We start from the raw sequence: 22641 nt of genomic DNA, 5'->3' as shown, positions 1-22641 counted from the left end.
GCATCTATCATGGAAAAATTACCTATTTTTTGTGATTTATATCAAACAAACCTAATTTTGCATTTTGCTTCTTATTGAAAAATCGATAACATCTTTCACCATCAAGTGATTGCTTGATATTCATAAAGTTCCTAAATAAAATAATCATAATAGCTAAACAACTTTCCTACCTCTCTTCGGAGAGGTTTTTTTTGTGCCAAAAATACGACTAAAACATGAATGGAAATTGGCACAACAGCAAACATCAAGTAGAATGAGCCACCTGAATTATGGCAATAATCTTTGTGATTTATTGTTTCTTTAGGGTCATTCCGTATGTCAAAACATCGATAAAAATGACCGCACTTTTCCCTTAACCAGAGAAAAATTATGTCAACACAATTCGTTTACACGATGCACCGAGTAGGCAAAGTGGTTCCGCCGAAACGTCATATTCTAAAAGATATTTCCCTAAGCTTTTTCCCAGGAGCCAAAATTGGTGTGCTCGGCTTAAACGGCGCAGGTAAATCCACGTTGCTTCGCATTATGGCGGGCATTGATAAAGAAATCGAAGGGGAAGCGCGTCCACAACCCGGCATTAAAATCGGCTATCTTCCTCAAGAACCCAAACTGGAACCGCAACAAACGGTGCGTGAAGCCATTGAAGAAGCGGTGGGTGACGTTAAGCGTGCGTTAACGCGTTTAGATGAAGTTTATGCCTTATATGCCGATCCTGATGCAGATTTCGACAAACTTGCCGCGGAGCAAGCAGAGTTGGAAGCCATCATTCAAGCGCACGACGGGCATAATTTAGATAACCAATTAGAACGCGCCGCCGATGCGTTACGTTTACCGGATTGGGATGCCAAAATCGAACATTTATCCGGGGGGGAACGCCGTCGTGTAGCACTTTGCCGTTTATTGCTCGAAAAACCGGATATGTTGTTATTAGACGAACCGACCAACCACTTGGATGCAGAATCCGTTGCATGGTTAGAGCGCTTCTTGCATGACTACGAGGGCACCGTTGTGGCAATTACTCACGACCGTTACTTCTTAGATAACGTTGCCGGTTGGATCTTGGAGCTTGACCGTGGTGAAGGTATTCCTTGGGAAGGCAACTACTCTTCTTGGTTAGAACAAAAAGAAAAACGCTTGGCGCAAGAACAAGCGCAAGAATCTGCCCGCCAAAAATCCATTGAGAAAGAATTGGAATGGGTACGCCAAAATCCAAAAGGTCGTCAAGCGAAAAGCAAAGCGCGTATGGCGCGTTTTGAGGAACTTAATTCCGGTGAATATCAAAAACGTAACGAAACCAACGAACTCTTTATTCCACCTGGCCCACGCTTAGGCGATAAAGTCATTGAAGTGCAACATTTAAGTAAATCTTACGGCGACCGCACTTTAATCGATGATTTGTCTTTCAGCATTCCGAAAGGCGCTATCGTTGGGATTATCGGGGCAAACGGCGCGGGTAAATCGACTTTATTCCGCATGCTTTCAGGTAAAGAACAGCCGGATTCGGGTTCCATCACCTTAGGTGAAACGGTCGTGTTGGCTTCCGTAGATCAATTCCGTGATGCCATGGACGACAAAAAAACCGTGTGGGAAGAAGTTTCTAACGGACAAGATATTTTAACTATCGGCAACTTTGAAATTCCAAGCCGTGCTTATGTAGGACGCTTCAACTTCAAAGGCGTGGATCAGCAAAAACGCGTGGGTGAACTTTCCGGTGGTGAACGCGGCCGTTTGCATCTAGCAAAATTGTTACAAGCCGGCGGTAACGTATTATTACTGGACGAACCGACCAACGACCTTGATGTGGAAACCTTACGCGCATTGGAAAATGCGATTTTAGAATTCCCGGGCTGTGCTATGGTCATTTCCCATGACCGCTGGTTCTTAGACCGTATCGCGACCCATATTCTAGACTACGGCGATGAAGGCAAGGTAACCTTTTATGAAGGCAACTTCTCCGATTATGAAGAATGGAAGAAGAAAACCTTTGGAGCTGATGCGCTTCAACCACATCGCATGAAATATAAACGTATTGCGAAGTAAGCCTTTATGGTTAAAATATAACCTCATGCTTGGTTAAGTGTGAGGTTGTGTTTTTGTCTCTTATTGACCTGTGCTGACGTATTTTTACGATATTGATTGCTATTAGTGCGCATTAAATGAAAAAGGACGCTCGAGAGCGTCCTAATTTTTATCTAAACTTTAACGAATTAAAGTGCAGATTTTGCTTTTTCAACTAATGCAGCAAATGCCACTTTGTCGAATACGGCGATATCGGCAAGGATCTTACGGTCGATTTCAACAGACGCTTTTTTCAAGCCGTTGATGAATTTGCTGTAAGATAAACCATTTTGACGAGCCGCTGCGTTGATACGTGCAATCCATAATTGACGGAATTGACGTTTACGTTGACGGCGGTCACGATATGCGTATTGACCAGCTTTGATCACCGCTTGGAAAGCAACGCGATACACGCGTGAACGTGCACCATAATAACCTTTAGCAGCCTTAAGAACTTTCTTATGGCGTGCTCTTGCAATAACACCACGTTTTACACGAGCCATTATTTAATCTCCTATGTAATATTTTAACTAAAATGAACTGACGTACGTTTGTGCTTATGCGTATGGCAAGCACGCGACTACTAATACTAAGTCGGACTTAGCAACCATAGATTTATGGCGTAGGTGACGTTTACGTTTTGTTGTTTTCTTAGTCAAAATATGACGTAAGTGAGATTGTTTACGCTTGAAACCACCAGAAGCAGTTTTTTTGAAACGCTTAGCAGCACCGCGTACTGTTTTAATTTTAGGCATTGTTAAATAACTCCGCATTTTTAAGTTTAAACAACATAATCAGGCGAACCGTTTTAAGGCGATTACTTGTAGGCACTGATTATTTCCAATCAAGACAATCTAAAATTGCCCTTTTCAAACGTCATTAGGCTGCGTAGTGTGCCCAATGTACCGTTGTATCTTCACCGAAGTGAAAATTCCGTTATTCAGATGAAATCTGAACAAAAACTATTTCTTCTTAGGTGCCAATACCATAACTGCTTGACGACCTTCTAATTTCCCTGGCGCAGATTCAACCACAGAAATATCGGCTAAATCATTTTTCACACGCTCCAATACATCAAAACCGATGTCTTGGTGAGCCATTTCACGACCGCGGAAACGGACAGTAATCTTGGCTTTATCGCCATCTTCCAAAAAGCGGATTAGGCTACGTAACTTAACTTGGTAGTCACCTTCATCTGTGCCAGGACGGAATTTAATTTCCTTCACTTGCACCACTTTTTGTTTTTTCTTCTGTTCTTTGGCTGTTTTGCTCTTTTCGTAGAGGAATTTACCGTAGTTCATAATGCGACACACAGGAGGTTCCGCATTTGGACTGATTTCTACAAGATCTAAAGCTGCGGCTTCCGCCATTTCTAATGCTTGTTGAATCGCAACAACCCCAACTTGTTCGCCGTCCTGATCAATCAAGCGGACTTCTTTTACTCTAATTTCGTCATTAATACGATTCGGGCGATTTACTGCGGGTGCTTTTTTTACGGTTTTAATAATGATATTCCTCTATTAGTTAAACTATGAAAATGCTGCTTGGCGAACCAAACAGTTCTACATTGAATCCGGTTAATTAAGCGCGCATTTTACAAAACTTTATTCTCTATAGCAAAATATTTTCTCAGAAACCTTTTGTTTGCTAAATTCCGTTATATTAGATAGAAAAAAGAGTTGAACACATCAACTCTTTTCTTTTCTGATACAAGCATTAGCTTATCACAATAAAACTCATTGATCGTTAGCGCTTAATTTTGCGTAAGCCATTTGCTTCAAGCAACTCATTTACTCTGACAAAGAGGGTATGTTTTTCCTTCTCTGTTAATAAATGCACATGCTTATTTTTTAATGCCGCCGCAAAACGCCAAAGCATGTCAATGTTAATAGGGATGCCAAGTTTTTTTAACCTAACATAACTATTGGTTGCACCTAATGATCTAAATTCATCCACAGTGTAAACATTGATTTTAGCCAGTAATCTTTCGTGTTTGATAGAGAGATTAGCAAGCTCTTTGATCCTTGACTTTTTAGTAAGCGCTTCAGTCAACTTTTTCGTTTGAATTTGCTTCAAAGAAAGGCTAATTAGATGACCTAATCGTGCTTTATCTTTTTGAACAGCCAGAGGTAATTGATAATAATGATATAAGACTAAAACATCCGAGCAGTCTGGATTTCTTGAATATGCCGCAGCCCCCAAAGATTCAAGGTACTGCGCTAATTCATCCTCCGCTCTAAGATATAAACTACCATTTTGGTAGATAGCAAACATCATTTCTGAATAAAAAATTCCATATCCTGCAAAGAGATTCTTAATCTTTACGTCACCAATAATTGGTACTAGCTCATCCTTAAGCTGTTTAGACACAGCCGATATCATAGTAATTTCCAACGTGAGTGATATACGATTGCTGTTTAAATGAACATACCTGTAGTTTGGCTTATTACGCAAATGCAATTTTCATTGCATCAGTAATTATTTATGCCTTCCAGATAGGCTATTTACAGCGCCCTAATATTAAACTGACAGCACTACAATGCCTTTTCATAAAAGGTTAAAAGAAGTGATATCAATTTAATAAAGCTTGGCGGTGACCTACTCTCACATGGGAAATTCCCACACTACCATCGGCATTACGGCATTTCACATCTGAGTTCGGTATGGAATCAGGTAGATCCGCTATATTATTGCCGCCAAAAATCGATTGATGATGCTTATATTTTTTAGCATCATCCTTTAAAGGTTAATTCATGAGCAATTGTATTATAGGAGTTTATCGAGACCTTGCAATCCCTTTTTATTCTTTGTGTTGATAGATCATCTATGCCTATCCTTAATGGGGGAAAATACCCCCACAGGATAGCAGGAAAAGGAGGAAGTGATTAGACTGACTTACGCCGCGACCATCACCATTGCCGGGCGAATCACGCGACCGTTAAGCAAGTAGCCTTTTTGCAATACGGTGGTGATTTGGTTAGTTTCAAAGCCTTCCATCGGTTGCATAGAAATAGCTTGGTGGAGATCCGGATTGAAAACCTCACCGACAACGCCTACAGGCTCAACGCCAAAACGGGCAACCGTTGCCAATAGCTCTTTTAAGGTTAATTCTACGCCGTCAAATAAAGCCTTAATGCTTTCATCTTCAATATTTGCCGGGGTGGCTAGGGCACGTTCTAAGTTATCAATGGTGTTTAAAATGTCTTTGGCAAATTTTTCTAACGCAAATTTATGCGCTTTTTCAACATCTTGTTCTGTACGACGACGAATATTGTCGATTTCAGCACGAGTACGCAACAATAAATCTTGTTCTTTTTTTGCGGTTTCCGCTAATTGCGACTCTAATTCTTGTACGCGTGCGATAGCTTCTTCCAAAGGATCTTCGGCTTGATTTTGTTCTTCAACATCGACTTCTTGCGATTGAAGATCTTGTTCTAATTCTTCGTTTTGTTCTTGTTTTTGCTCGTCTGCCATTGTCATTCTCCGATTAATAAAAGTTGGGCGATTATAACAAAAAATACCGCATTTACCACTTGAGTAAAAGGCTTTCTGTTGTAATATAGTGCCCAATTCATTGAATTCAAGTTAGTGTAAAAACAATATGGACACGTTAAATTCGGCAAAACCGCAAACGTTGCATACCTCGTTTCAAACCATTGCATTAGTCGGTAAACCGAGAAATGACATCAACCTACAAATGCATAAAAACCTGTTTTTTTGGTTAATTGAACGCGGTTATCACGTGTTGGTTGAGCAAGATATCGGTAAAAAAATTGAGCTTCCCCCAAAACATTTAGCCAGCTTAGAGGAAATCGGTCAATCCGCCCAGCTTGCGATTGTTATTGGCGGAGATGGCAATATGTTGGGTCGTGCCCGCATTTTAGCCGAATATCATATTCCGCTTATTGGCATCAACCGTGGCAATTTAGGTTTTTTAACCGACATCGACCCGAAAAACGCCTATTCCCAATTACAAGCCTGCTTGGAAAACGGCGAGTTTTTTGTAGAAGAACGCTTCCTCTTGAAAGCCTGCGTGGAACGCGACAACGAAATTATCGCCAGTAGTATTGCCGTCAATGAGGCAGTGATTCACCCGGCAAAAATTGCGCATATGATTGATTTTCATGTGCATATCAATGACCAATTTGCGTTTTCACAACGTTCCGATGGTTTAATCATTTCAACGCCCACCGGCTCAACCGCCTATTCTCTTTCCGCCGGTGGCCCGATTTTAACCCCGCAATTAAATGCCATCGCACTGGTGCCGATGTTTCCGCATACCTTGTCTTCACGCCCGCTCGTGGTGGATGGGAACAGCAAAATTTCTATTCGCTTTGCGGAATACAACACCTCTCAATTAGAATTAGGTTGCGACAGTCAAGTTGCCCTCCAATTCGGGCCTGATGATATTATCCACATTCAAAAGTGTGACTATCCTCTCCGTTTGCTGCACCTTAAAAGCTACAATTATTACAAAGTATTAAGTTCCAAATTAGGTTGGTTACGTAACTTTTCTTAAAGATTAACAAACCCTCTTTACTGTATATTAAAACAGTAATATACTGACAAACATACAGTAAAGAGGATTTGCTTATGTTGACCCAACTCACCATTAATAATTTTGCTATCGTTCGTCAGTTAAATATTGAATTATTACAAGGAATGTCCGTCATCACCGGGGAAACCGGTGCGGGAAAATCTATTGCCATTGATGCACTAGGTGTTTGTCTCGGACAACGAACAGAAGCCTCCATGTTACGAGAAGGTCAAGAACGCGCGGATATTTGCGCGACGTTTCATCTAAACAGTAACAACCCGGCTTTCCAATTTCTGCAAGAAAACGAATTGCAGGATCCTGACAATCCTGAAGACTGCATTTTACGCCGCATTATTAATCATGACGGACGCTCTAAAGCCTTCATTAATGGCATTCCGGTGTCGGCCGCCCAATTAAAAGAGATCGGGCAACATCTCATTCAAATTAATGGACAACACGCATCACAACGTTTACTGAAAAACGACTACCAACTGCAGTTAGTCGATAATTTCTGTCAACATACCGCACTTTTACAACAAATGAGCCTTGATTATCAAACATGGCGCAATTTGCAACATCAAGTCAAAACCTTCCAACAAAAATGTGCGGAAAACGAAGCGAGAAAACAGCTTCTGCAATATCAAGTGAGTGAACTGGATGAGTTTAATTTAAAAGAAAATGAATACGAGGAATTAGAAGCGGATCATCTTCGTCTCTCCAATAGTGAAGAATTAACGCAGCTTTCCCAATCAGTTTTGCAATTATTAAGCGAAAATGAAACGGTCAGCGCAGATTCACTACTTTATCGCGCTGTGCAACATTTAAGTGAACTCTGCGAGTTAGATAATCGTTATACCGATGTGCAAAATCTATTAAATGAAGCATTGATTCAAGTGCAAGAAGCCACCAATGAAATTCAATCGTTAAGCAGCAATATTGAGCAAGATCCAACGTTATTGGCAGACATTGAACAACGCCTAGGACAAACCGTGCAATTAGCGCGCAAGCACAATGTAAAACCACAAGAGTTAGTGGCATTACACCGTCGTCTCAAAGCGGAATTGAATGAATTGGAAGATTTTTCCGGCAGTGAAGAAATGCTCATTCAACAAGAACAAGCTGCTCATGAAAAAATGCTTGCTACCGCGACCGCACTTCATCAAAGCCGTCAATTGGGTGCGCAAAAACTCGCACAGCAAGTGACCAAATCCATCAAACAATTAGCCATGGAACACGCAGAATTTTTTATTGAATTGCATAGTGACTATGACAAGATAAGTGCAAATGGCGCAGATAATGCGATTTTTACCCTACAAAGTAACTTAGGTCAAAGCGCTCAACCGCTCGCCAAAATTGCTTCCGGCGGTGAACTTTCTCGCATTGCCTTAGCCATTCAGGTACAAGCATCTAACCAAACCGCCATCCCAACATTGATTTTTGATGAAATTGATGTCGGTATTAGCGGTGCCACGGCAAATGTAGTCGGCAAATTATTAAGAAAACTCAGCGAAAAATGCCAAGTCATTTGTGTTACCCACTTGCCACAAGTCGCCTGCCATGGAACACATCATTTCTCCGTTGAAAAATCGACCGTCGATCAAAAAACGGAAACAAAAATGACCGCACTTTCGCCTCAACAACGGGTCAAGGCATTAGCAAAATTGTTAGGCGGAAGCAAAATTACGGATGCCGTATTGGCGAATGCACAAGAAATGTTAGAGGGCGTTTGAGGTTTTGCGCCATAGCGTGCGTAGTATTTTATGCCTTAGTTTGGCTTTCGAGGCGGGGCATTTTTTGGAAACTGGGCATTTGGGCGAAACAGATCAAAGTGCGGTCAGTTTTTAGCATATTTTAAAAGCCGACCGCACTTTACGATATGATGAAAAACTAGGATGCATGGCGTTTGGCGATTGAAGTAAAGGCAATTTTGTCGGGACGATAACTAATGCTGCCATACTGAAATGGGCGACCATCGGATAAATAGGTGGTGCTGGCGACGTTAACCACCATATTATATTCATTGAGATCCATTGTATTTTTTTCTTCTTCATTCGCATAGCGAAAAACGATTTCTCGCTGGGAATGGCTGATTTTGAGACCTAATTCCTTTTCTAAATAGTGATAAATAGATTGTTCTGCGATCTCTCGGTTAATAAAAGAAACGATACGGCGATCAAAGTAGGAAACCTCGTATTCCACGGCCTCGCCGTCAATTTCGCGCACACGGCCGATACGGTAAAAATCCATTTGATCATCGACGTTAAAGATCCGCATCAATGTCTCTTCGCCTTGCACGATATATAGACTTGTCAATGTCGTTTTGACTTGATGGGTTAAAGGGCGGTTAAGTTCACCAACGGTTTTAATTTCAGACAGGATTTGAGGGGTGGAGAGATTGTGTTCAAGCACAATGGAGTTGCGTCCTTGTTGCTTCTGAATGTAGCCATCCATTTCCAGTAATGAAAGGGCTTTGCGAATCGTATCTTTCGAAAAACCATAGTGTTGCATGAGTTCACTTTCACTCGGTAATTCTTGCTTTGGTGCTAAAACACCATGATTAATTTGGTTTTTTATATCATTGTAAACTTTTCGGTATTTACTCATTGTTTCTTTAATTCCCTTTTCTGATACGGAATAGCATAACACAAATTAGCTTACTTATACGGATAAATTTGATAATTATCACAATATTTCGGAAATGTTGTAACTCTTACGTAAATGTTGTTGCATAAATATGAGTTTCGTTTAGAATCGGCAGACACTTTGCTTCTGAAAGGAGAGACTATGTTTACACGTTCAAGTGGTGTTTTAATGCACATTACTTCGCTTCCAAACGCATTTGGTATTGGGAGCTTTGGTCAATCTGCGTATGATTTCGTGGATTTTTTGGTGGAAACCAAACAAACTTATTGGCAAATCCTTCCGCTGACCACAACGAGTTATGGCGATTCTCCGTATCAATCATTCTCAGCGATTGCCGGTAATACACACTTTATTGATTTTGATTTATTGGCCCAAGCGGGATTATTAAACACATCAGACTATGCTTCCGTGAATTTTGGAGAGGATCTGACTAAAGTGGATTATGAACGCATTTTTCATGCACGCCGTCCTATTCTTGAAATTGCCGTCAAAAATTTCCTAACCAAAGACGCTTTCCGCTCAGACTTTCAAAACTTTGAAAAAAATAACCGCACTTGGTTAGATGATTATGCCGAGTTTATGGCATTTAAAGAACATTTCGGTAATAAAGCGCTGCAAAAATGGGAAGATAAACAGCTCATTGCTCGCCAACCAAAAGCACTTGAGAAATACCGAGCCATGCTGAAAGAAAAAATTCAGTATTTTAAGGTTACGCAATATTTCTTCTTTCAACAATGGAAGGCATTAAAAGCCTATGCCAATAGGAAAGGGATTCAGATTATTGGTGATATGCCGATTTATGTCGCTGCAGATAGTGTTGAAGTCTGGACCAAACCGGAATTATTCCAATTAGATGCAGAGCGGAATCCTCGTTTTGTTGCCGGCGTGCCGGCAGATCAATTTAGTGCAACGGGGCAACTGTGGGGCAATCCGCTTTATGATTGGGAGGCGCACAAAAAACAACATTATGCTTGGTGGATTCATCGTATCGAAGAAAGCTTCAAGATTTATGATGTTCTTCGTATTGACCATTTCAAGGGCTTCTCCGATTATTGGCAAGTGGATGGCAAAGCGGACATTGCCAAATATGGTTGCTGGCAACCCGGTCCGGGATATGATTTATTTAAAGCAATTAAAGCGCAGTTAGGCGATTTGCCAATTATTGCTGAAGATTTAGGAAATATTGATGATAAAGCCCGGAAATTACTGACAGATTGCAATTATCCCGGCATGAAGATTTTGCAGTTTGGCTTTGAAGATGTGAGCGGTGAAAGTTTAGATAGTCCGCATTATTGTATTCCTCACAGCATTGTTTATACCGGGACACATGATAATGATGTGACGCAAGGATGGTATAACGGCCTAACGCTAGAGCAACAGCAATATATCAACAGTTATACACATCGCCGTCATGATGAATCAATTTGCCAAGCAATGATTCGCCAGCTTTTTGCCACGGTTAGTCATATTGCCATCGCCACAATGCAGGATATTTTAGCGTTACCGGCTAGCTCAAGAATGAATACGCCTTCAACAATTGGTGGAAATTGGGAATGGCGTATGCAACCAAGCGATTTAACGCAAGCGAAAAAAGACTTTTTAAGACAGGTGACAACCTTATATCACCGTGCAAATAAGGGAGAAGACATGATGAAATTGAGTACCTATGTGAAAAATGAGACAAATAAATCATTAGAACAGCTCAGCGATAAAGAAATTTATATTCAGTTGCTAAACTACATTAAACATCTTGCCGCAGATAAACCTAAAAATAATGGAAAACGGAAAGTTTATTACATTTCTGCAGAGTTTTTGATTGGTAAATTACTTTCCAATAACTTAATTAATCTTGGGATTTATCAAGAAATTAAAGATGAGCTGGCACAGGTAGGAAAGTCATTAAGTCATATCGAAGATATTGAACCGGAACCCTCTTTGGGGAATGGGGGGCTAGGTCGCTTAGCGTCTTGCTTTGTTGATTCAATGGCTACACTTGGCCTAAATGCAGAAGGGGTAGGATTAAACTATCACTGCGGTTTATTTAAGCAGGTCTTCAAGAAAAATGAACAATATGCGGAACCTAACCATTGGATTGAAGAGAATTCTTGGTTAATTCCCACCGATATTCATTATGAAGTGCCGTTTAAAAAATTTACGTTAACCTCAAAATTAGATCGCATTGATATTTTAGGTTACAAGAAAGAAAGTAAAAACTCCCTTAATTTATTTGATATTCAATCAGTGAATTATCATTTGATTAAAAAAGGCATTGAATTTGATAAAACTGATATTCAAGAGAACTTGACCTTATTTCTTTATCCGGATGACTCAGATAAAAATGGAGAATTATTACGTATTTATCAGCAATATTTTATGGTATCCAATGCGGCACAATTACTTATTGATGAAGCCATTGCGCGTGGCAGTAATTTGCATGATTTGGCTGATTATGCTTACGTGCAAATCAATGATACTCACCCTTCCATGGTTATTCCTGAATTAATTCGCTTACTAACAGAAAAACATCAGATCAAATTTGATGAAGCGGTAGAGATTGTACGTAATATGGTGGGCTATACTAATCATACGATTCTTGCTGAAGCATTAGAAAAATGGCCTTTAGCCTATTTAGAAGAAGTTGTTCCACATTTGGTTAACATTATCAAAAAACTAGATAAATTAGTCAAAAAGGCATATAACGATAGCGCAGTACACATTATTGATGAGCAAAAACGTGTGCATATGGCGCATATGGATATTCATTTCTCAAATTCCGTTAATGGTGTTGCTGCATTACATACAGAGATTTTGAAAAATTCTGAACTGAAAGCCTTCTATGTGTTATATCCTGAAAAATTCAATAATAAGACAAATGGCATTACCTTCCGCCGTTGGTTAGAGTTTTCTAACCAACCATTAGCGGAGTATATTAAAGAGTTAATTGGCGATGATTATTTACACGATGCAACAAAATTAGAAAAATTGCTTGCGTTTAAGGATGATAAAAAAGTACATCAAAAATTAGCTGAAATTAAATTTCAGAATAAATTAGCGCTAAAAACCTATTTAAAAGAAAATAAAGGGATTGAATTGGATGAAAATTCGATTATCGATACGCAAATTAAGCGTTTCCATGAATATAAACGCCAACAAATGAATGCCCTTTATGTAATTCATAAATACCTTGAAATCAAAGCAGGTAAACTGCCAAAACGGAAAATTACCGTGATTTTCGGTGGGAAAGCTGCACCTGCTTATGTGATTGCGCAAGATATTATTCATTTAATTCTTTGCTTGTCTGAGTTAATCAATAATGATCCGGACGTGAATCAGTATTTAAACGTGTATTTAGTGGAAAACTATAATGTTAGCGTGGCGGAAAAATTGATTCCGGCAACAGATATTTCAGAACAAATATCCCTTGCTTCAAAAGAAGCATCTGGTACCGGCAATATGAAGTTTATGCTGAATGGTGCATTAACTTTAGGCACCATGGATGGTGCAAATGTTGAAATCGCAGAATTAGCCGGCGCAGAAAATATTTATACCTTTGGTAAGGATGCTGAAAGCATTATCAAGCTGTATGAAACTGCCGGTTACGTGTCGAAAGATTACTATGAAAAGGATAAATATATTAAAAGAGCGGTCGATTTTATCCTTGATTCTACGCTAGTGAAACTGGGTAATAAAACGCGTTTAAAACGTCTGCATGATGAATTGCTTAATAAAGACTGGTTTATGACCTTGATTGATTTTGATGCGTATGTGAAAGCAAAAGAACACATTTTAGCGGATTATGAAGATCAAGATAGCTGGAATAGAAAAGTGATTCATAATATTGCGAAAGCGGGATTTTTCTCATCTGACCGCACCATTGCACAATATAACGCTGATATTTGGCATTGTGAGGATTAAAGGGGAGAATCTATGAAACTGCTCACCCTAAATACACACGCTTGGTTAGAAGATAACCAAGCGGAAAAAATGGATGTTATTGCCGAGACTATTGTTGAAAAAGGTTATGACATTATCGCGTTGCAAGAAGTGAATCAATTAATATCATCCCCAGTGATTTCTCAAGCATTAAAGCAAGATAATTACGGTGTGGTGTTGTTGAATAAAATTAATCCGCGAGTGAGACAAAAATATTCACTGTTTTGGAGCAATTCGCATATTGGCTATGACAAATATGATGAGGGTATCGCATTCTTAACCAAATTACCGGTTTATGAGGTAGATGCCTTTTATTGTAGCCAACATCAATGTGCCGACTCTATTCTTTCCCGTAAAATTCTGGGGTTAACAGTAGAGTATCAAGGGCAGCTTGTGGATTGTTATTCCTGCCATATCAACTTACCAAATTGCGAGGGGGAAGATCAATTGGACAATATTCGTACCATCGTGGAACGCAATCAAAGCCAAAATCTTAAAATTCTGATGGGTGATTTTAATACAGATGCTATAAGCGATCCTGTCTCGTATCAGAAAATTAAATGTTTAGGTTTGCTTGATACATTTGATATAGCAGAACAGAAAGACAGCGGAATTACCGTTGAGAAAGCCATTGATGGTTGGAATGGTCACAGCGAAGAAAAGCGCTTAGATTACATTTTTTTAAATCAACCGAAACAGGTTTTATCAAGTCAGGTGATTTTTAATGGTAAAAATAAACCGGTCGTTTCCGATCATTTCGGTTTAGACGTTGAGCTCATTTTGTAGGAGAACACATATGAAAAAATTGCTCAGTTTTGAATTTTGGCAAAAATTCGGCAAATGTCTGATGGTCGTGATTGCCGTAATGCCTGCTGCTGGTTTAATGGTGAGTATCGGTAACTCATTACCATTAATTAGTGATGCTGAATGGCTGGCTCGCATCGGTCATATAATTGCACAAATTGGTTGGGGGATTATTGGTAACTTACATCTCTTATTTGCTTTGGCCATTGGTGGTAGTTGGGCAAATGAACGTGCGGGTGGTGCATTTGCCGCAGGTCTTGCCTTTATTCTCATTAACTTAATTACGGGAAATTTTTTCGGCGTAAAAGTTGAAATGTTAACCGACCCAACGGCGCATGTGAGCACGCTATTTGCAGGTGATATTCCGGTGGCACATTATTTTGTGAATATTCTTGGACAACCTGCATTAAATATGGGCGTTTTTGTGGGAATCATTGCGGGCTTTGTAGGCGCAACAACCTTTAATAGTTACTACAACTTCCGTAAATTACCAGAGGTGTTGACCTTTTTTAATGGTAAACGCTTTGTTCCTTTTGTTGTCATTTATCGTTCCGTATTCGTTGCAATTATTTTGGCGTTATTCTGGCCTTTAGTACAAACCGGTATAAACCATTTTGGAGAGTGGATTGCGAATTCACAAAGTTCTGCGCCGATCTTAGCCCCATTTGTTTACGGAACATTAGAACGTCTTTTATTACCATTTGGGCTACATCATATGCTTACCATTCCTATGAACTACACATCATTGGGCGGCACCTATGAATTTTTAACCGGAGTGCAACAAGGTAAGCAAGTCTTTGGACAAGATCCTTTATGGCTCGCTTGGATCAGTGATTTAATCAACCTGAAAGATTCCGGTGATTTAGCACAATATAATGAACTGCTCACTCATGTTACCCCAGCTCGTTTTAAAGTAGGTCAAATGATTGGTTCAAGTGGTATTCTCATGGGGATTACGTTAGCGATGTATCTCAATGTTGATCCAGATAAGAAAACCATCTATAAAGGGATTTTCCTTTCTTCTGCCCTTGCGGTGTTTTTAACCGGTGTCACTGAGCCTATCGAATATATGTTTATGTTCGTTGCATTGCCCCTTTACCTCGTTTATGCCGTTGTGCAAGGTTGTGCCTTTGCCATGGCAGACATTGTGAATTTACGGGTTCATGCGTTTGGGAATATTGAATTTTTAACCCGTACACCAATGGCGATTAAAGCAGGTATTGGCATGGATCTAGTTAATTTCATTTGGGTTTCTGGTCTTTTTGCTGTGTTGTCATTTGTCATCGCAAATTTCATGATTAAGAAATTCAATCTAGCTACAGCAGGTCGTAACGGCAACTACGATGCGAAAGGTACTGATGAATCGCCTGCTGCTGAGGAGAAAAAAGTCGCAAATGCTAGTGCGCAAGTGGTGCAAATCATCAATCTTCTCGGTGGACGCAACAATATTGCTGAGGTGGATGCCTGTATGACACGTTTACGTATCACAGTGCATAATCCTGATTTAGTCGGAGATGAGGCGAGCTGGAAACAAGCCGGTGCAATGGGTTTTATTGTAAAAGGTTCAGGTATTCAAGCCATTTACGGGCCTAAAGCCGATGTCTTAAAATCAGATATTCAAGATCTACTGGCTTCAGGTGCTGATATACCTAAATCGTAATGAGGCCTTTTATGATCAAAAAGTGCGGTGAATTTTAGGGGCAAATTAGCTAATGTATTAGAACGTTGTAGATAAGCCTGAGAACACCTCAACTGATTAAGATCACTTTATTAGAAATATTAGAAAGCAAAGAAAGCACAAAACATTAGCATTTTGTGCTTTCTATTTTTAAATATGGAGATATTTTTTAAAGAATAGGTGTTTAACCGCCGGCTAATTTTACCTTATAACCCTTTTGTTCCAGTAACTGTTTCAGTAAATCACGTTTTTCCCCTTGAATTTCAATGGTGTGATTTTTTACAGCACCTCCGCAACCACAACGTTTTTTTAACTCTGCCGCAAGCAATTTTAATTCGGTTTCAACAAGCCCCAATCCGGTGATGATACTGACACCATTGCCTTTGCGTCCGCTTTTTTGCAACTGGATACGTACAATGCCATCCCCTTGGGGAATTTGCGCTTGTGGTTTATCAGCTTTAATCCGCCCGCTCTCGGTAGAATAAACTAAATGATTCGTCATAATAATTTACGCAATGGAAGCGTTAATCGCATTTAAAACGTCAACCGGATTTTCAGCTTGTGTAATTGGGCGACCAATCACTAAATAATCTGCACCGGAGCGAATTGCTGCTGCCGGTGTCATGACACGACGTTGATCGCCAAAATCTGTGCCGATAGGGCGAATTCCCGGGGTGACTAATTTAAAATCCGGTCCACAGGTACTACGTAAAATTTCAACCTCTTGTGGGGAGCATACCACACCATCTAATCCGGCACGTTGTGTTAAATGTGCCAAACGGATAACGTGTTCCATTGGCGAGGAATTAATGCCGATTTGTAATAAATCCAAGTCTTCCATGCTGGTTAACACGGTTACCCCAATCAGTAAAGGTGCCTCTTTACCATAAGGTTCAAGGATTTTTTTCGCTTCATCCATCATGCGCAAACCTCCGCTGGCGTGTAAGTCCACCATCCAAACACCTAAATCAGCGGCAGAACGAACTGCTCTTGCCACTGTATTTGGAATGTCATGGAATTTTAAATCCAGAAAAACATCAAAGTGGCGATTATGTAGTTGTTTTACAAATCCGGTACCAAGGGTTGTAAACATTTCTTTTCCGACTTTTAAGCGGCAGGTTTGTGGCTCAAGCTGATCAACCAATGCCAATGCGTCGGCTTCTTTTTCGTAATCTAATGCAATGATGACTTTATTCGTCATAGTTTTCTCCTTATAAACACGCAGGTTAGCATTTAATTATGCTCAATTGAGCTAACCGGTTTAATCGTTTCCCATTGGCGGCAAGAAGGACAACACCAAATTAATTTGTGTGTTTGATAACCGCAATTACTGCAACGATAACCAAATGTTTGTTTAATTCGTTCTCCTACCATTTTATGTAACAAGATCAAACTGTCTTTTCCTCGGCCCTTTTCTGCATCATCAATTTGATATTGAATAAAACGGTGAAAAATAGGGGTTGCCGGATTTTGCTGTAATTGTTGGTAGAGTTTGAGTTGTGCAGCGGCGCGACCATCTTTTTCTTCAATTAAGTCTGCTAACATTAATGCAACGGCACTATTATTCTTTTCACGGCTTGCCTTAATGAGAAATAATTCAAAATTATCCCATTGATTGAGTTGTTGATAACAGAATTTTAAACGGTGCAAGACTTCACCAATATAGTCAGGATTTTGCATTAAAATATTTTCTAAAAAATGCACCGCACTTTGGTAATCTTTCTGTTTAATGGATAATTCTGCCAGCATCATAGAGGCGCGTACGCAAGTTGGAGAAACGGCGAGGGCTTGTAACAAAATTTGTTTTGGATCTTCTTTACTTTCGTCAGGGAGATTTTTGACATACTCACAATAATAATGCGCTAATTCAATTTGATGGCTATTGGGTGATATTTTGGCTAATTTTTCCGCAACATTAATGGCTTTTTTCCATTCTTTTGTTTTCTGATAGATAAGCGCAAGCTGTTGTAGTGCGCCTTCAGCAAACTCCGGTTCATCTACCATTAAAATATAAAGGTGTTCGGCGCGGTCAAAAAAACCTACTGCCATAAAATCTCGGGCTAATTGCTGTTTAGCTAATAGCTTTTGTTCGAATGTGTAATGAGGACTGCTATCGAGGGCTTGATGGATACGTAATGCGCGATCCACTTCACCTCGAGAACGAAATAAATTACCTAAGGTAAGTTCAGCTTCAAATTGTGAATTGCTGTCAATTTCATTTTCATTTTCCTGCTTTTGTAGCATATCTAAAAATAAATCAACAGCTTTTTCAGTTTGATTGGCTAAAAGAAAATTAACCCCAGCAACGTAATCACGGGAGAGTTTATTACTGATATCTTCCTGATCTTTTTTGGCGCTACGATGCCCCATATACCAACCATACGCGGCAGCTATTGGTAGAAGAAGGAAGAGTAGTTCAAGCATTATTGAGGAGCCTTATCTCTGCTGGTCGTTAATTCATTGATTTGTTGAGTTTGGCGTTTTATTTGACGATTTAATGCAATATTTTTTAATTTTAACTTAAGGTAGAAAACCCCTGTGATAAACCAACCAAGGATAAGCCCTAAGCCAAATAAAATAGCTACTAAGGTAGAAAGTTGGAATTGGCTTTGTGCAAAAATGTAATTAAAGGTAATTACTTGATCATTATTTGCTCCCACGGTAATAGCAACTAAGATGATAGCCAAGATAATGATTAATCCCAAAATATATTTAATCATTTGGTTTCTCCTTAAAATAAAGTTGTTGCTCATTATGCCAAAAATGAGCATAAAAAACGACACTTAAAAGTGTCGTTAATGAAAGTTAGTGAAATAAATTATGCATAAACGTCAACGCGTTTTCTTAGCTCTTTGCCCGCTTTAAAATAGGGTACGCACTTCGCTTCTAATTGAACCTGTTCTCCCGTTTTAGGATTTCGCCCAAGTCTAGGTTGGCGACAGTGTAAAGAAAAGCTACCAAATCCTCGCACTTCAATACGTTCGCCATTTTCTAATACGCATGACATTTGCTCTAAAATGGCTTTGACGGCTTCCTCGATATGTTTCAGGGAAAGGCTATTATTTTTTTGCATTAAAAGCCCAATAAGCTCTGACTTTGTCATACCATTCTCCTAACTTTTATGAACCGGCATATTGCTATGCCGGTTTATTAATGAAGTGAATTATTCACCTTTAGCCGCTTTGAAAGCTTCAGCCATGGCATTTGGAATAGCAACTTCTTCTTGCTTATTCACGTTTGCTACAGCGGCCGCTTCTTCAGCTTGATCTTTCGCACGTACAGACAAGTGAACAATACGTGATTTACGATCTACACCGGTGTATTTAGCTTCAACAACATCGCCTACAGCAACTTCATGAGTTAAATCAGCTGCGCGAATGTAACCTTCAACACCGCCGTCTAATTCAACTTTAGCGCCTTTTGCATCAGCTTCAACTACTTTTGCATTTAATACAGCACCTTTTTTGTTGATAGCAACGAAGTTATTGAATGGATCTTCTTCAAGTTGTTTGATACCTAAAGAAATACGCTCTTTTACTGCATCGACTTGTAATACAACTGCGGCAACTTCATCACCTTTTTTGTAATTACGAACCGCTTCTTCACCTTGAACATTCCAAGAAATATCAGACAAGTGAACTAAACCGTCGATACCGCCTTCTAAACCGATGAAGATACCAAAGTCAGTGATAGATTTGATTTTACCAACAACTTTGTCACCTTTGTTGTGAGTTTCCGCGAATTGAGTCCATGGATTTGGTTTACATTGTTTTAAACCTAAAGAAATACGACGGCGTTCTTCATCAATTTCTAATACCATTACTTCAACAACATCACCTAAGCTAACCACTTTAGATGGGTGAATATTTTTGTTAGTCCAATCCATTTCAGAAACGTGAACTAAACCTTCAACACCGTCTAAAATTTCAACGAAACAACCGTAGTCAGTTAAGTTAGTGACTTTACCGCTTAATTTGCTGTTTACTGGATGATTTTCAGCGATTGCAGCCCAAGGGTCTTGACCTAATTGTTTTAAGCCTAAAGAAACACGGGTACGATCTTTGTCGAATTTCAATACTTTAACGGTGATTTCATCACCAACATTAACGATTTCGCTTGGGTGTTTAACACGTTTCCAAGCCATATCGGTAATATGTAATAAACCGTCAACACCGCCTAAATCAACGAATGCGCCGTAGTCAGTTAAGTTCTTAACAGTACCTTTAACTTCAGCACCTTCAGACAAGTTCGCTAATACTTCTTCACGATCTTGGCTGCTTTCAGATTCGATTACTGCACGACGGGAAACAACAACGTTGTTACGTTTTTGATCAAGTTTGATTACTTTGAATTCTAATTCTTTACCAAGTAAGTGATCTGCGTCACGAACTGGACGGGTATCCACTAATGAACCCGGTAAGAATGCGCGAACACCGTTTAACTCAACTGTGAAGCCGCCTTTCACTTTACCGTTAACTAAACCAAGTACAGTTGCTTGTTCGTCATAAGCTTTTTCCAATACAATCCAAGCTTCGTTGCGTTTTGCATCGGCACGGGAAGCAACAGTTTCACCGAAACCATCATCCACAGCTTTAAGCACAACATCAACAACATCACCAACTTGAACTTCCAATTCACCTTGTGCATTTAAAAATTCTTCGGAAGGAATTGCAGACTCGGATTTAGAACCGGTATCTACAAGGACGAAGCCTTTTTGGATAGCAACGATGGTACCTTTAACAACTGCACCTTGACGGGTTTCAAGGTCTTTTAATGATTCTTCAAAAAGTTGAGCAAAAGATTCTGTCATAATTAATCTTCAATTTAAGTAAATAACGTCCACTTCTAATCCATAAAAAGTGGGGCTGATAATAAAGTTTATCCATCCTTGAATAAACCATAAAAATTTAAGCTTTAATATCAATACGCTGCTGAATATAGCTTAAGGCCTGACAAATCACTTCATCGATACTCAATGTCGTGCTGTCAAGTAAAAACGCATCATCAGCAGGTTTTAAAGGGGCGACTGCTCGATTTCTATCGCGCAAATCACGCTCTTTTATCTCGGCTAAAATCTGTGCAAAGTTACCACTAATCCCCTTATTTTGCAACTGGTTATAGCGTCTTTTTGCACGTTCTTCCGCACTCGCATCTAAAAATAATTTCACTTGCGCATCAGGAAATACCACCGTTCCCATATCGCGACCATCCGCAATTAAACCCTCATTTTTGGCAAAATCCTGCTGGAGTTGTAATAATGCCGCACGAACTTGCGGGAAAACTGCCACTTTTGATGCGGTATCCGCCACTTCTTGCGTACGAATTAAATGGCTGACATCCATGCCACCTAATAATACATTCACCTCACCATTTTTCGGCACAAACTGAATATCCAAATGACGGGCAAGATCAGCCAATTCGGTTTCATTGGTTAAATCGGCATGGCGTTTTAACGCGGCCAATGCCGTCACACGATAAATTGCGCCGGAATCTAGCAACGCAAAACCTAGTTTTTCTGCCAATGCGTAACATAAAGTGCCTTTACCGGCACCACTTGGTCCGTCAACCGTAATAATTTTATTCATGATTTTTCTCTGTCAAAAGGGATTGAATCTCAACCGTCATTTGGTCAAACATGTCATAACGTTTGCGATACATAGAACGTTTTTTACTTTGAATGTCTTCTAAAGGACGACGCTCAAGTGCGGTCGGAATTTGCCAATAATTTTCTGCCAACTTGCCCTCATTTTCCTGCCAAAATTCATCGTAGTTAAACAATAATTTTGCCGAATCATTCCAACGATATTTTGCCTGACGTTTATGCGGAATGCCTTCCAAACGACAATTCAACGTCTCCGCAAAAACTTTAAAGGCATTCACCAACATAAACATCGGGCGAACACCATGCAATAATTTTGTCGCCTGACGCACTAAATCTTGCGCCTCATCGCCTTTTGGTCCTTGAATTGAGGCGATCAATAAACGGTTATCCGCTAAAAACGTAAAGCTGGCAGAATAAATCGTACGTTGATTAGCATCGGTTAAAGCGATAGCAAAAAAGCCTTCATAAGGATCGATATGGTTGAGCGTTAAATTTAACGCCAATTCATCTGTTAACTGTGCCAACAGTATCGGCTGTTGTGAAATTAATGTCTCACATAACGCCACACCAAAGTGTTTTTCCGCCATGGCAAAATTGGTCTTAATAGCGTCTAAACGCTGTGTCACATTAAAGTGTTTATCACAGTACTGGCTTAATAGCGTATTCACACGATAAGGATACTGTACAAAAACCGGCTGCCACAATGGATTTTCATGAATAAAATTGACTAACGCCCGGCATTGCGTTGCAAAAAACAAACGGCGCACCTGATAACGTAGCCATTCCCGCAATAATTTTAATTTGCGTTTTTCTACGGGAAACATTTCATGAAATGTTGGAAAATGGAATTTTGTCACAACAAACCTCAAAAATAGGAATCTGAATAATTGAAGAAATTGTATCAAAGAAGACGAAATAGTTTAACCGCCAATAAGCATAATTGCTATTCGCTTAGATTGTAGTATAAGTGCGGTGAAAATTTGCATTAAATTACATAGATTGTATTTTTTCTAACCTATCAAACATTTTTTTGAAAAAAACACTTGATCCTCAAGATCGAATCTCTATAATACGCCTCCGCACCGCAAGGGTAGCAAACAAAAAGAAAAATTTTTGAGAATTTTTCTTGACGATAAAATAACGGGAAGTTAGAATTATCAACCTTGCTTAGTGCAAATGTTCTTTAACAATCAATCAGACAAACTGTGTGGGCACTTGAAGATTCGTTTTTATCATTAAAGAATTTTAAAATTGAACTGAATAGTGCTACGAAGATTCGTTTATTTATATAGATGATTAATTAAGTCAGCAGTATTGAGCGATTAAACTTTTTGAATTGAAGAGTTTGATCATGGCTCAGATTGAACGCTGGCGGCAGGCTTAACA

General features: G+C 39.5%; 20 protein-coding genes and 1 rRNA gene. 6 read left to right on the top strand and 15 right to left on the bottom strand.

Annotation, left to right across the window (positions count from 1 at the left end):
* Window positions 1-369: 369 nt before the first annotated feature.
* Window positions 370-2040: an energy-dependent translational throttle protein EttA gene (ettA, locus tag Q0203_RS03745; protein WP_297929651.1), complete on the top strand. Its 1671-nt coding sequence runs from the start codon at window positions 370-372 to the stop codon at window positions 2038-2040.
* Between the two features lie 167 nt (window positions 2041-2207).
* Here ettA and rplT read toward each other — a convergent pair whose 3' ends face one another.
* The 6 genes from rplT to grpE all read right to left on the bottom strand — a co-directional run bounded on the left by rplT (window position 2208) and on the right by grpE (window position 5532).
* The gene (gene rplT, locus Q0203_RS03740) at window positions 2208-2561 is read right to left on the bottom strand and encodes a 50S ribosomal protein L20 (protein WP_005596075.1); all 354 of its coding nucleotides are present in this window, start codon (window positions 2559-2561) and stop codon (window positions 2208-2210) included.
* Between the two features lie 54 nt (window positions 2562-2615).
* Window positions 2616-2813, bottom strand: a complete 198-nt coding sequence (rpmI, locus tag Q0203_RS03735; protein WP_005542274.1) for a 50S ribosomal protein L35 — start codon at window positions 2811-2813, stop codon at window positions 2616-2618.
* A 207-nt stretch (window positions 2814-3020) separates the two neighbouring features.
* Complete coding sequence (gene infC / locus Q0203_RS03730) at window positions 3021-3563, bottom strand: translation initiation factor IF-3 (protein WP_081456132.1); 543 nt, start codon at window positions 3561-3563, stop codon at window positions 3021-3023.
* Between the two features lie 241 nt (window positions 3564-3804).
* Entirely contained in the window at window positions 3805-4437 is a 633-nt protein-coding gene (locus Q0203_RS03725; protein ID WP_297929773.1) for a TfoX/Sxy family DNA transformation protein, read from the bottom strand.
* A 206-nt stretch (window positions 4438-4643) separates the two neighbouring features.
* Window positions 4644-4759: ribosomal RNA gene (rrf, locus tag Q0203_RS03720) — 5S ribosomal RNA — on the bottom strand.
* A 194-nt stretch (window positions 4760-4953) separates the two neighbouring features.
* The gene (gene grpE, locus Q0203_RS03715) at window positions 4954-5532 is read right to left on the bottom strand and encodes a nucleotide exchange factor GrpE (protein WP_297929648.1); all 579 of its coding nucleotides are present in this window, start codon (window positions 5530-5532) and stop codon (window positions 4954-4956) included.
* Window positions 5533-5659: 127 nt separating this feature from the next.
* Between grpE and Q0203_RS03710 the strand changes: the two genes are divergently transcribed.
* Both Q0203_RS03710 and recN read left to right on the top strand, forming a co-directional pair.
* Window positions 5660-6577 (top strand): NAD(+) kinase, encoded by a 918-nt coding sequence (locus tag Q0203_RS03710; protein ID WP_021617115.1) that lies wholly within the window; start codon window positions 5660-5662, stop codon window positions 6575-6577.
* A 74-nt stretch (window positions 6578-6651) separates the two neighbouring features.
* On the top strand, window positions 6652-8325 hold the full coding sequence (recN, locus tag Q0203_RS03705; protein WP_297929645.1) for a DNA repair protein RecN: 1674 nt from the start codon (window positions 6652-6654) through the stop codon (window positions 8323-8325).
* A gap of 157 nt (window positions 8326-8482) precedes the next feature.
* Here recN and Q0203_RS03700 read toward each other — a convergent pair whose 3' ends face one another.
* Complete coding sequence (locus tag Q0203_RS03700; RefSeq protein ID WP_021617113.1) at window positions 8483-9199, bottom strand: UTRA domain-containing protein; 717 nt, start codon at window positions 9197-9199, stop codon at window positions 8483-8485.
* A 180-nt stretch (window positions 9200-9379) separates the two neighbouring features.
* On the opposite strand from Q0203_RS03700, the gene malQ reads away from it, so the two are divergent.
* The 3 genes from malQ to Q0203_RS03685 are packed head-to-tail and all read left to right on the top strand — an operon-like array spanning window position 9380 to window position 15635.
* Entirely contained in the window at window positions 9380-13153 is a 3774-nt protein-coding gene (malQ, locus tag Q0203_RS03695) for a 4-alpha-glucanotransferase (RefSeq protein WP_297929643.1), read from the top strand.
* 12 nt (window positions 13154-13165) lie between these two features.
* Window positions 13166-13957, top strand: a complete 792-nt coding sequence (locus tag Q0203_RS03690; protein WP_297929641.1) for an endonuclease/exonuclease/phosphatase family protein — start codon at window positions 13166-13168, stop codon at window positions 13955-13957.
* A gap of 10 nt (window positions 13958-13967) precedes the next feature.
* Window positions 13968-15635 (top strand): PTS transporter subunit IIBC, encoded by a 1668-nt coding sequence (locus tag Q0203_RS03685; RefSeq protein ID WP_297929639.1) that lies wholly within the window; start codon window positions 13968-13970, stop codon window positions 15633-15635.
* Window positions 15636-15837: 202 nt separating this feature from the next.
* Here the strand turns inward: Q0203_RS03685 and yciH are convergent, their stop codons facing one another.
* The 8 genes from yciH to Q0203_RS03645 form a co-directional block, all read right to left on the bottom strand.
* A complete protein-coding gene (yciH, locus tag Q0203_RS03680) occupies window positions 15838-16155 on the bottom strand; it encodes a stress response translation initiation inhibitor YciH (RefSeq protein WP_209362955.1) in 318 nt (105 codons plus the stop codon).
* Window positions 16156-16161: 6 nt separating this feature from the next.
* The gene (pyrF, locus tag Q0203_RS03675) at window positions 16162-16854 is read right to left on the bottom strand and encodes an orotidine-5'-phosphate decarboxylase (protein ID WP_297929636.1); all 693 of its coding nucleotides are present in this window, start codon (window positions 16852-16854) and stop codon (window positions 16162-16164) included.
* A gap of 32 nt (window positions 16855-16886) precedes the next feature.
* Window positions 16887-18077: a lipopolysaccharide assembly protein LapB gene (gene lapB / locus Q0203_RS03670; protein ID WP_295974314.1), complete on the bottom strand. Its 1191-nt coding sequence runs from the start codon at window positions 18075-18077 to the stop codon at window positions 16887-16889.
* Window positions 18077-18373, bottom strand: a complete 297-nt coding sequence (locus Q0203_RS03665) for a LapA family protein (RefSeq protein WP_297929634.1) — start codon at window positions 18371-18373, stop codon at window positions 18077-18079. The genes lapB and Q0203_RS03665 overlap by 1 nt, the downstream gene beginning before the upstream one ends.
* A gap of 98 nt (window positions 18374-18471) precedes the next feature.
* Window positions 18472-18756 carry an integration host factor subunit beta gene (locus Q0203_RS03660; protein WP_021617105.1) on the bottom strand — a complete coding sequence of 95 codons (285 nt, stop codon included), beginning with the start codon at window positions 18754-18756 and terminating at the stop codon, window positions 18472-18474.
* Window positions 18757-18816: 60 nt separating this feature from the next.
* Window positions 18817-20463: a 30S ribosomal protein S1 gene (gene rpsA / locus Q0203_RS03655; RefSeq protein ID WP_297929632.1), complete on the bottom strand. Its 1647-nt coding sequence runs from the start codon at window positions 20461-20463 to the stop codon at window positions 18817-18819.
* A gap of 97 nt (window positions 20464-20560) precedes the next feature.
* The gene (gene cmk / locus Q0203_RS03650; protein WP_297929629.1) at window positions 20561-21238 is read right to left on the bottom strand and encodes a (d)CMP kinase; all 678 of its coding nucleotides are present in this window, start codon (window positions 21236-21238) and stop codon (window positions 20561-20563) included.
* A complete protein-coding gene (locus Q0203_RS03645) occupies window positions 21231-22124 on the bottom strand; it encodes a DUF535 family protein (RefSeq protein WP_297929627.1) in 894 nt (297 codons plus the stop codon). Before Q0203_RS03645 ends, cmk begins: the two co-directional genes overlap by 8 nt.
* Window positions 22125-22641 lie beyond the last annotated feature (517 nt).

The organism is uncultured Aggregatibacter sp. (assembly GCF_938046485.1).
GTDB lineage: Bacteria > Pseudomonadota > Gammaproteobacteria > Enterobacterales > Pasteurellaceae > Aggregatibacter.
The sequence above is the reverse complement of the archived record's forward strand: the minus strand, read 5'-3'. Positions and strand labels throughout refer to the sequence as shown.

Bases quoted from the DNA above. Each gene is read 5' to 3' on its own strand.
- recN (WP_297929645.1), top strand. From the start codon at position 6,652: ATGTTGACCCAACTCACCATTAATAATTTTGCTATCGTTCGTCAGTTA.
- Q0203_RS03700 (WP_021617113.1), bottom strand. From the start codon at position 9,199: ATGAGTAAATACCGAAAAGTTTACAATGATATAAAAAACCAAATTAAT.
- Q0203_RS03690 (WP_297929641.1), top strand. From the start codon at position 13,166: ATGAAACTGCTCACCCTAAATACACACGCTTGGTTAGAAGATAACCAA.
- rpmI (WP_005542274.1), bottom strand. From the start codon at position 2,813: ATGCCTAAAATTAAAACAGTACGCGGTGCTGCTAAGCGTTTCAAAAAA.
- yciH (WP_209362955.1), bottom strand. From the start codon at position 16,155: ATGACGAATCATTTAGTTTATTCTACCGAGAGCGGGCGGATTAAAGCT.
- Q0203_RS03685 (WP_297929639.1), top strand. From the start codon at position 13,968: ATGAAAAAATTGCTCAGTTTTGAATTTTGGCAAAAATTCGGCAAATGT.
- Q0203_RS03710 (WP_021617115.1), top strand. From the start codon at position 5,660: ATGGACACGTTAAATTCGGCAAAACCGCAAACGTTGCATACCTCGTTT.
- rplT (WP_005596075.1), bottom strand. From the start codon at position 2,561: ATGGCTCGTGTAAAACGTGGTGTTATTGCAAGAGCACGCCATAAGAAA.
- rpsA (WP_297929632.1), bottom strand. From the start codon at position 20,463: ATGACAGAATCTTTTGCTCAACTTTTTGAAGAATCATTAAAAGACCTT.
- cmk (WP_297929629.1), bottom strand. From the start codon at position 21,238: ATGAATAAAATTATTACGGTTGACGGACCAAGTGGTGCCGGTAAAGGC.
- malQ (WP_297929643.1), top strand. From the start codon at position 9,380: ATGTTTACACGTTCAAGTGGTGTTTTAATGCACATTACTTCGCTTCCA.
- lapB (WP_295974314.1), bottom strand. From the start codon at position 18,077: ATGCTTGAACTACTCTTCCTTCTTCTACCAATAGCTGCCGCGTATGGT.
- pyrF (WP_297929636.1), bottom strand. From the start codon at position 16,854: ATGACGAATAAAGTCATCATTGCATTAGATTACGAAAAAGAAGCCGAC.
- grpE (WP_297929648.1), bottom strand. From the start codon at position 5,532: ATGGCAGACGAGCAAAAACAAGAACAAAACGAAGAATTAGAACAAGAT.
- ettA (WP_297929651.1), top strand. From the start codon at position 370: ATGTCAACACAATTCGTTTACACGATGCACCGAGTAGGCAAAGTGGTT.
- Q0203_RS03660 (WP_021617105.1), bottom strand. From the start codon at position 18,756: ATGACAAAGTCAGAGCTTATTGGGCTTTTAATGCAAAAAAATAATAGC.
- Q0203_RS03665 (WP_297929634.1), bottom strand. From the start codon at position 18,373: ATGATTAAATATATTTTGGGATTAATCATTATCTTGGCTATCATCTTA.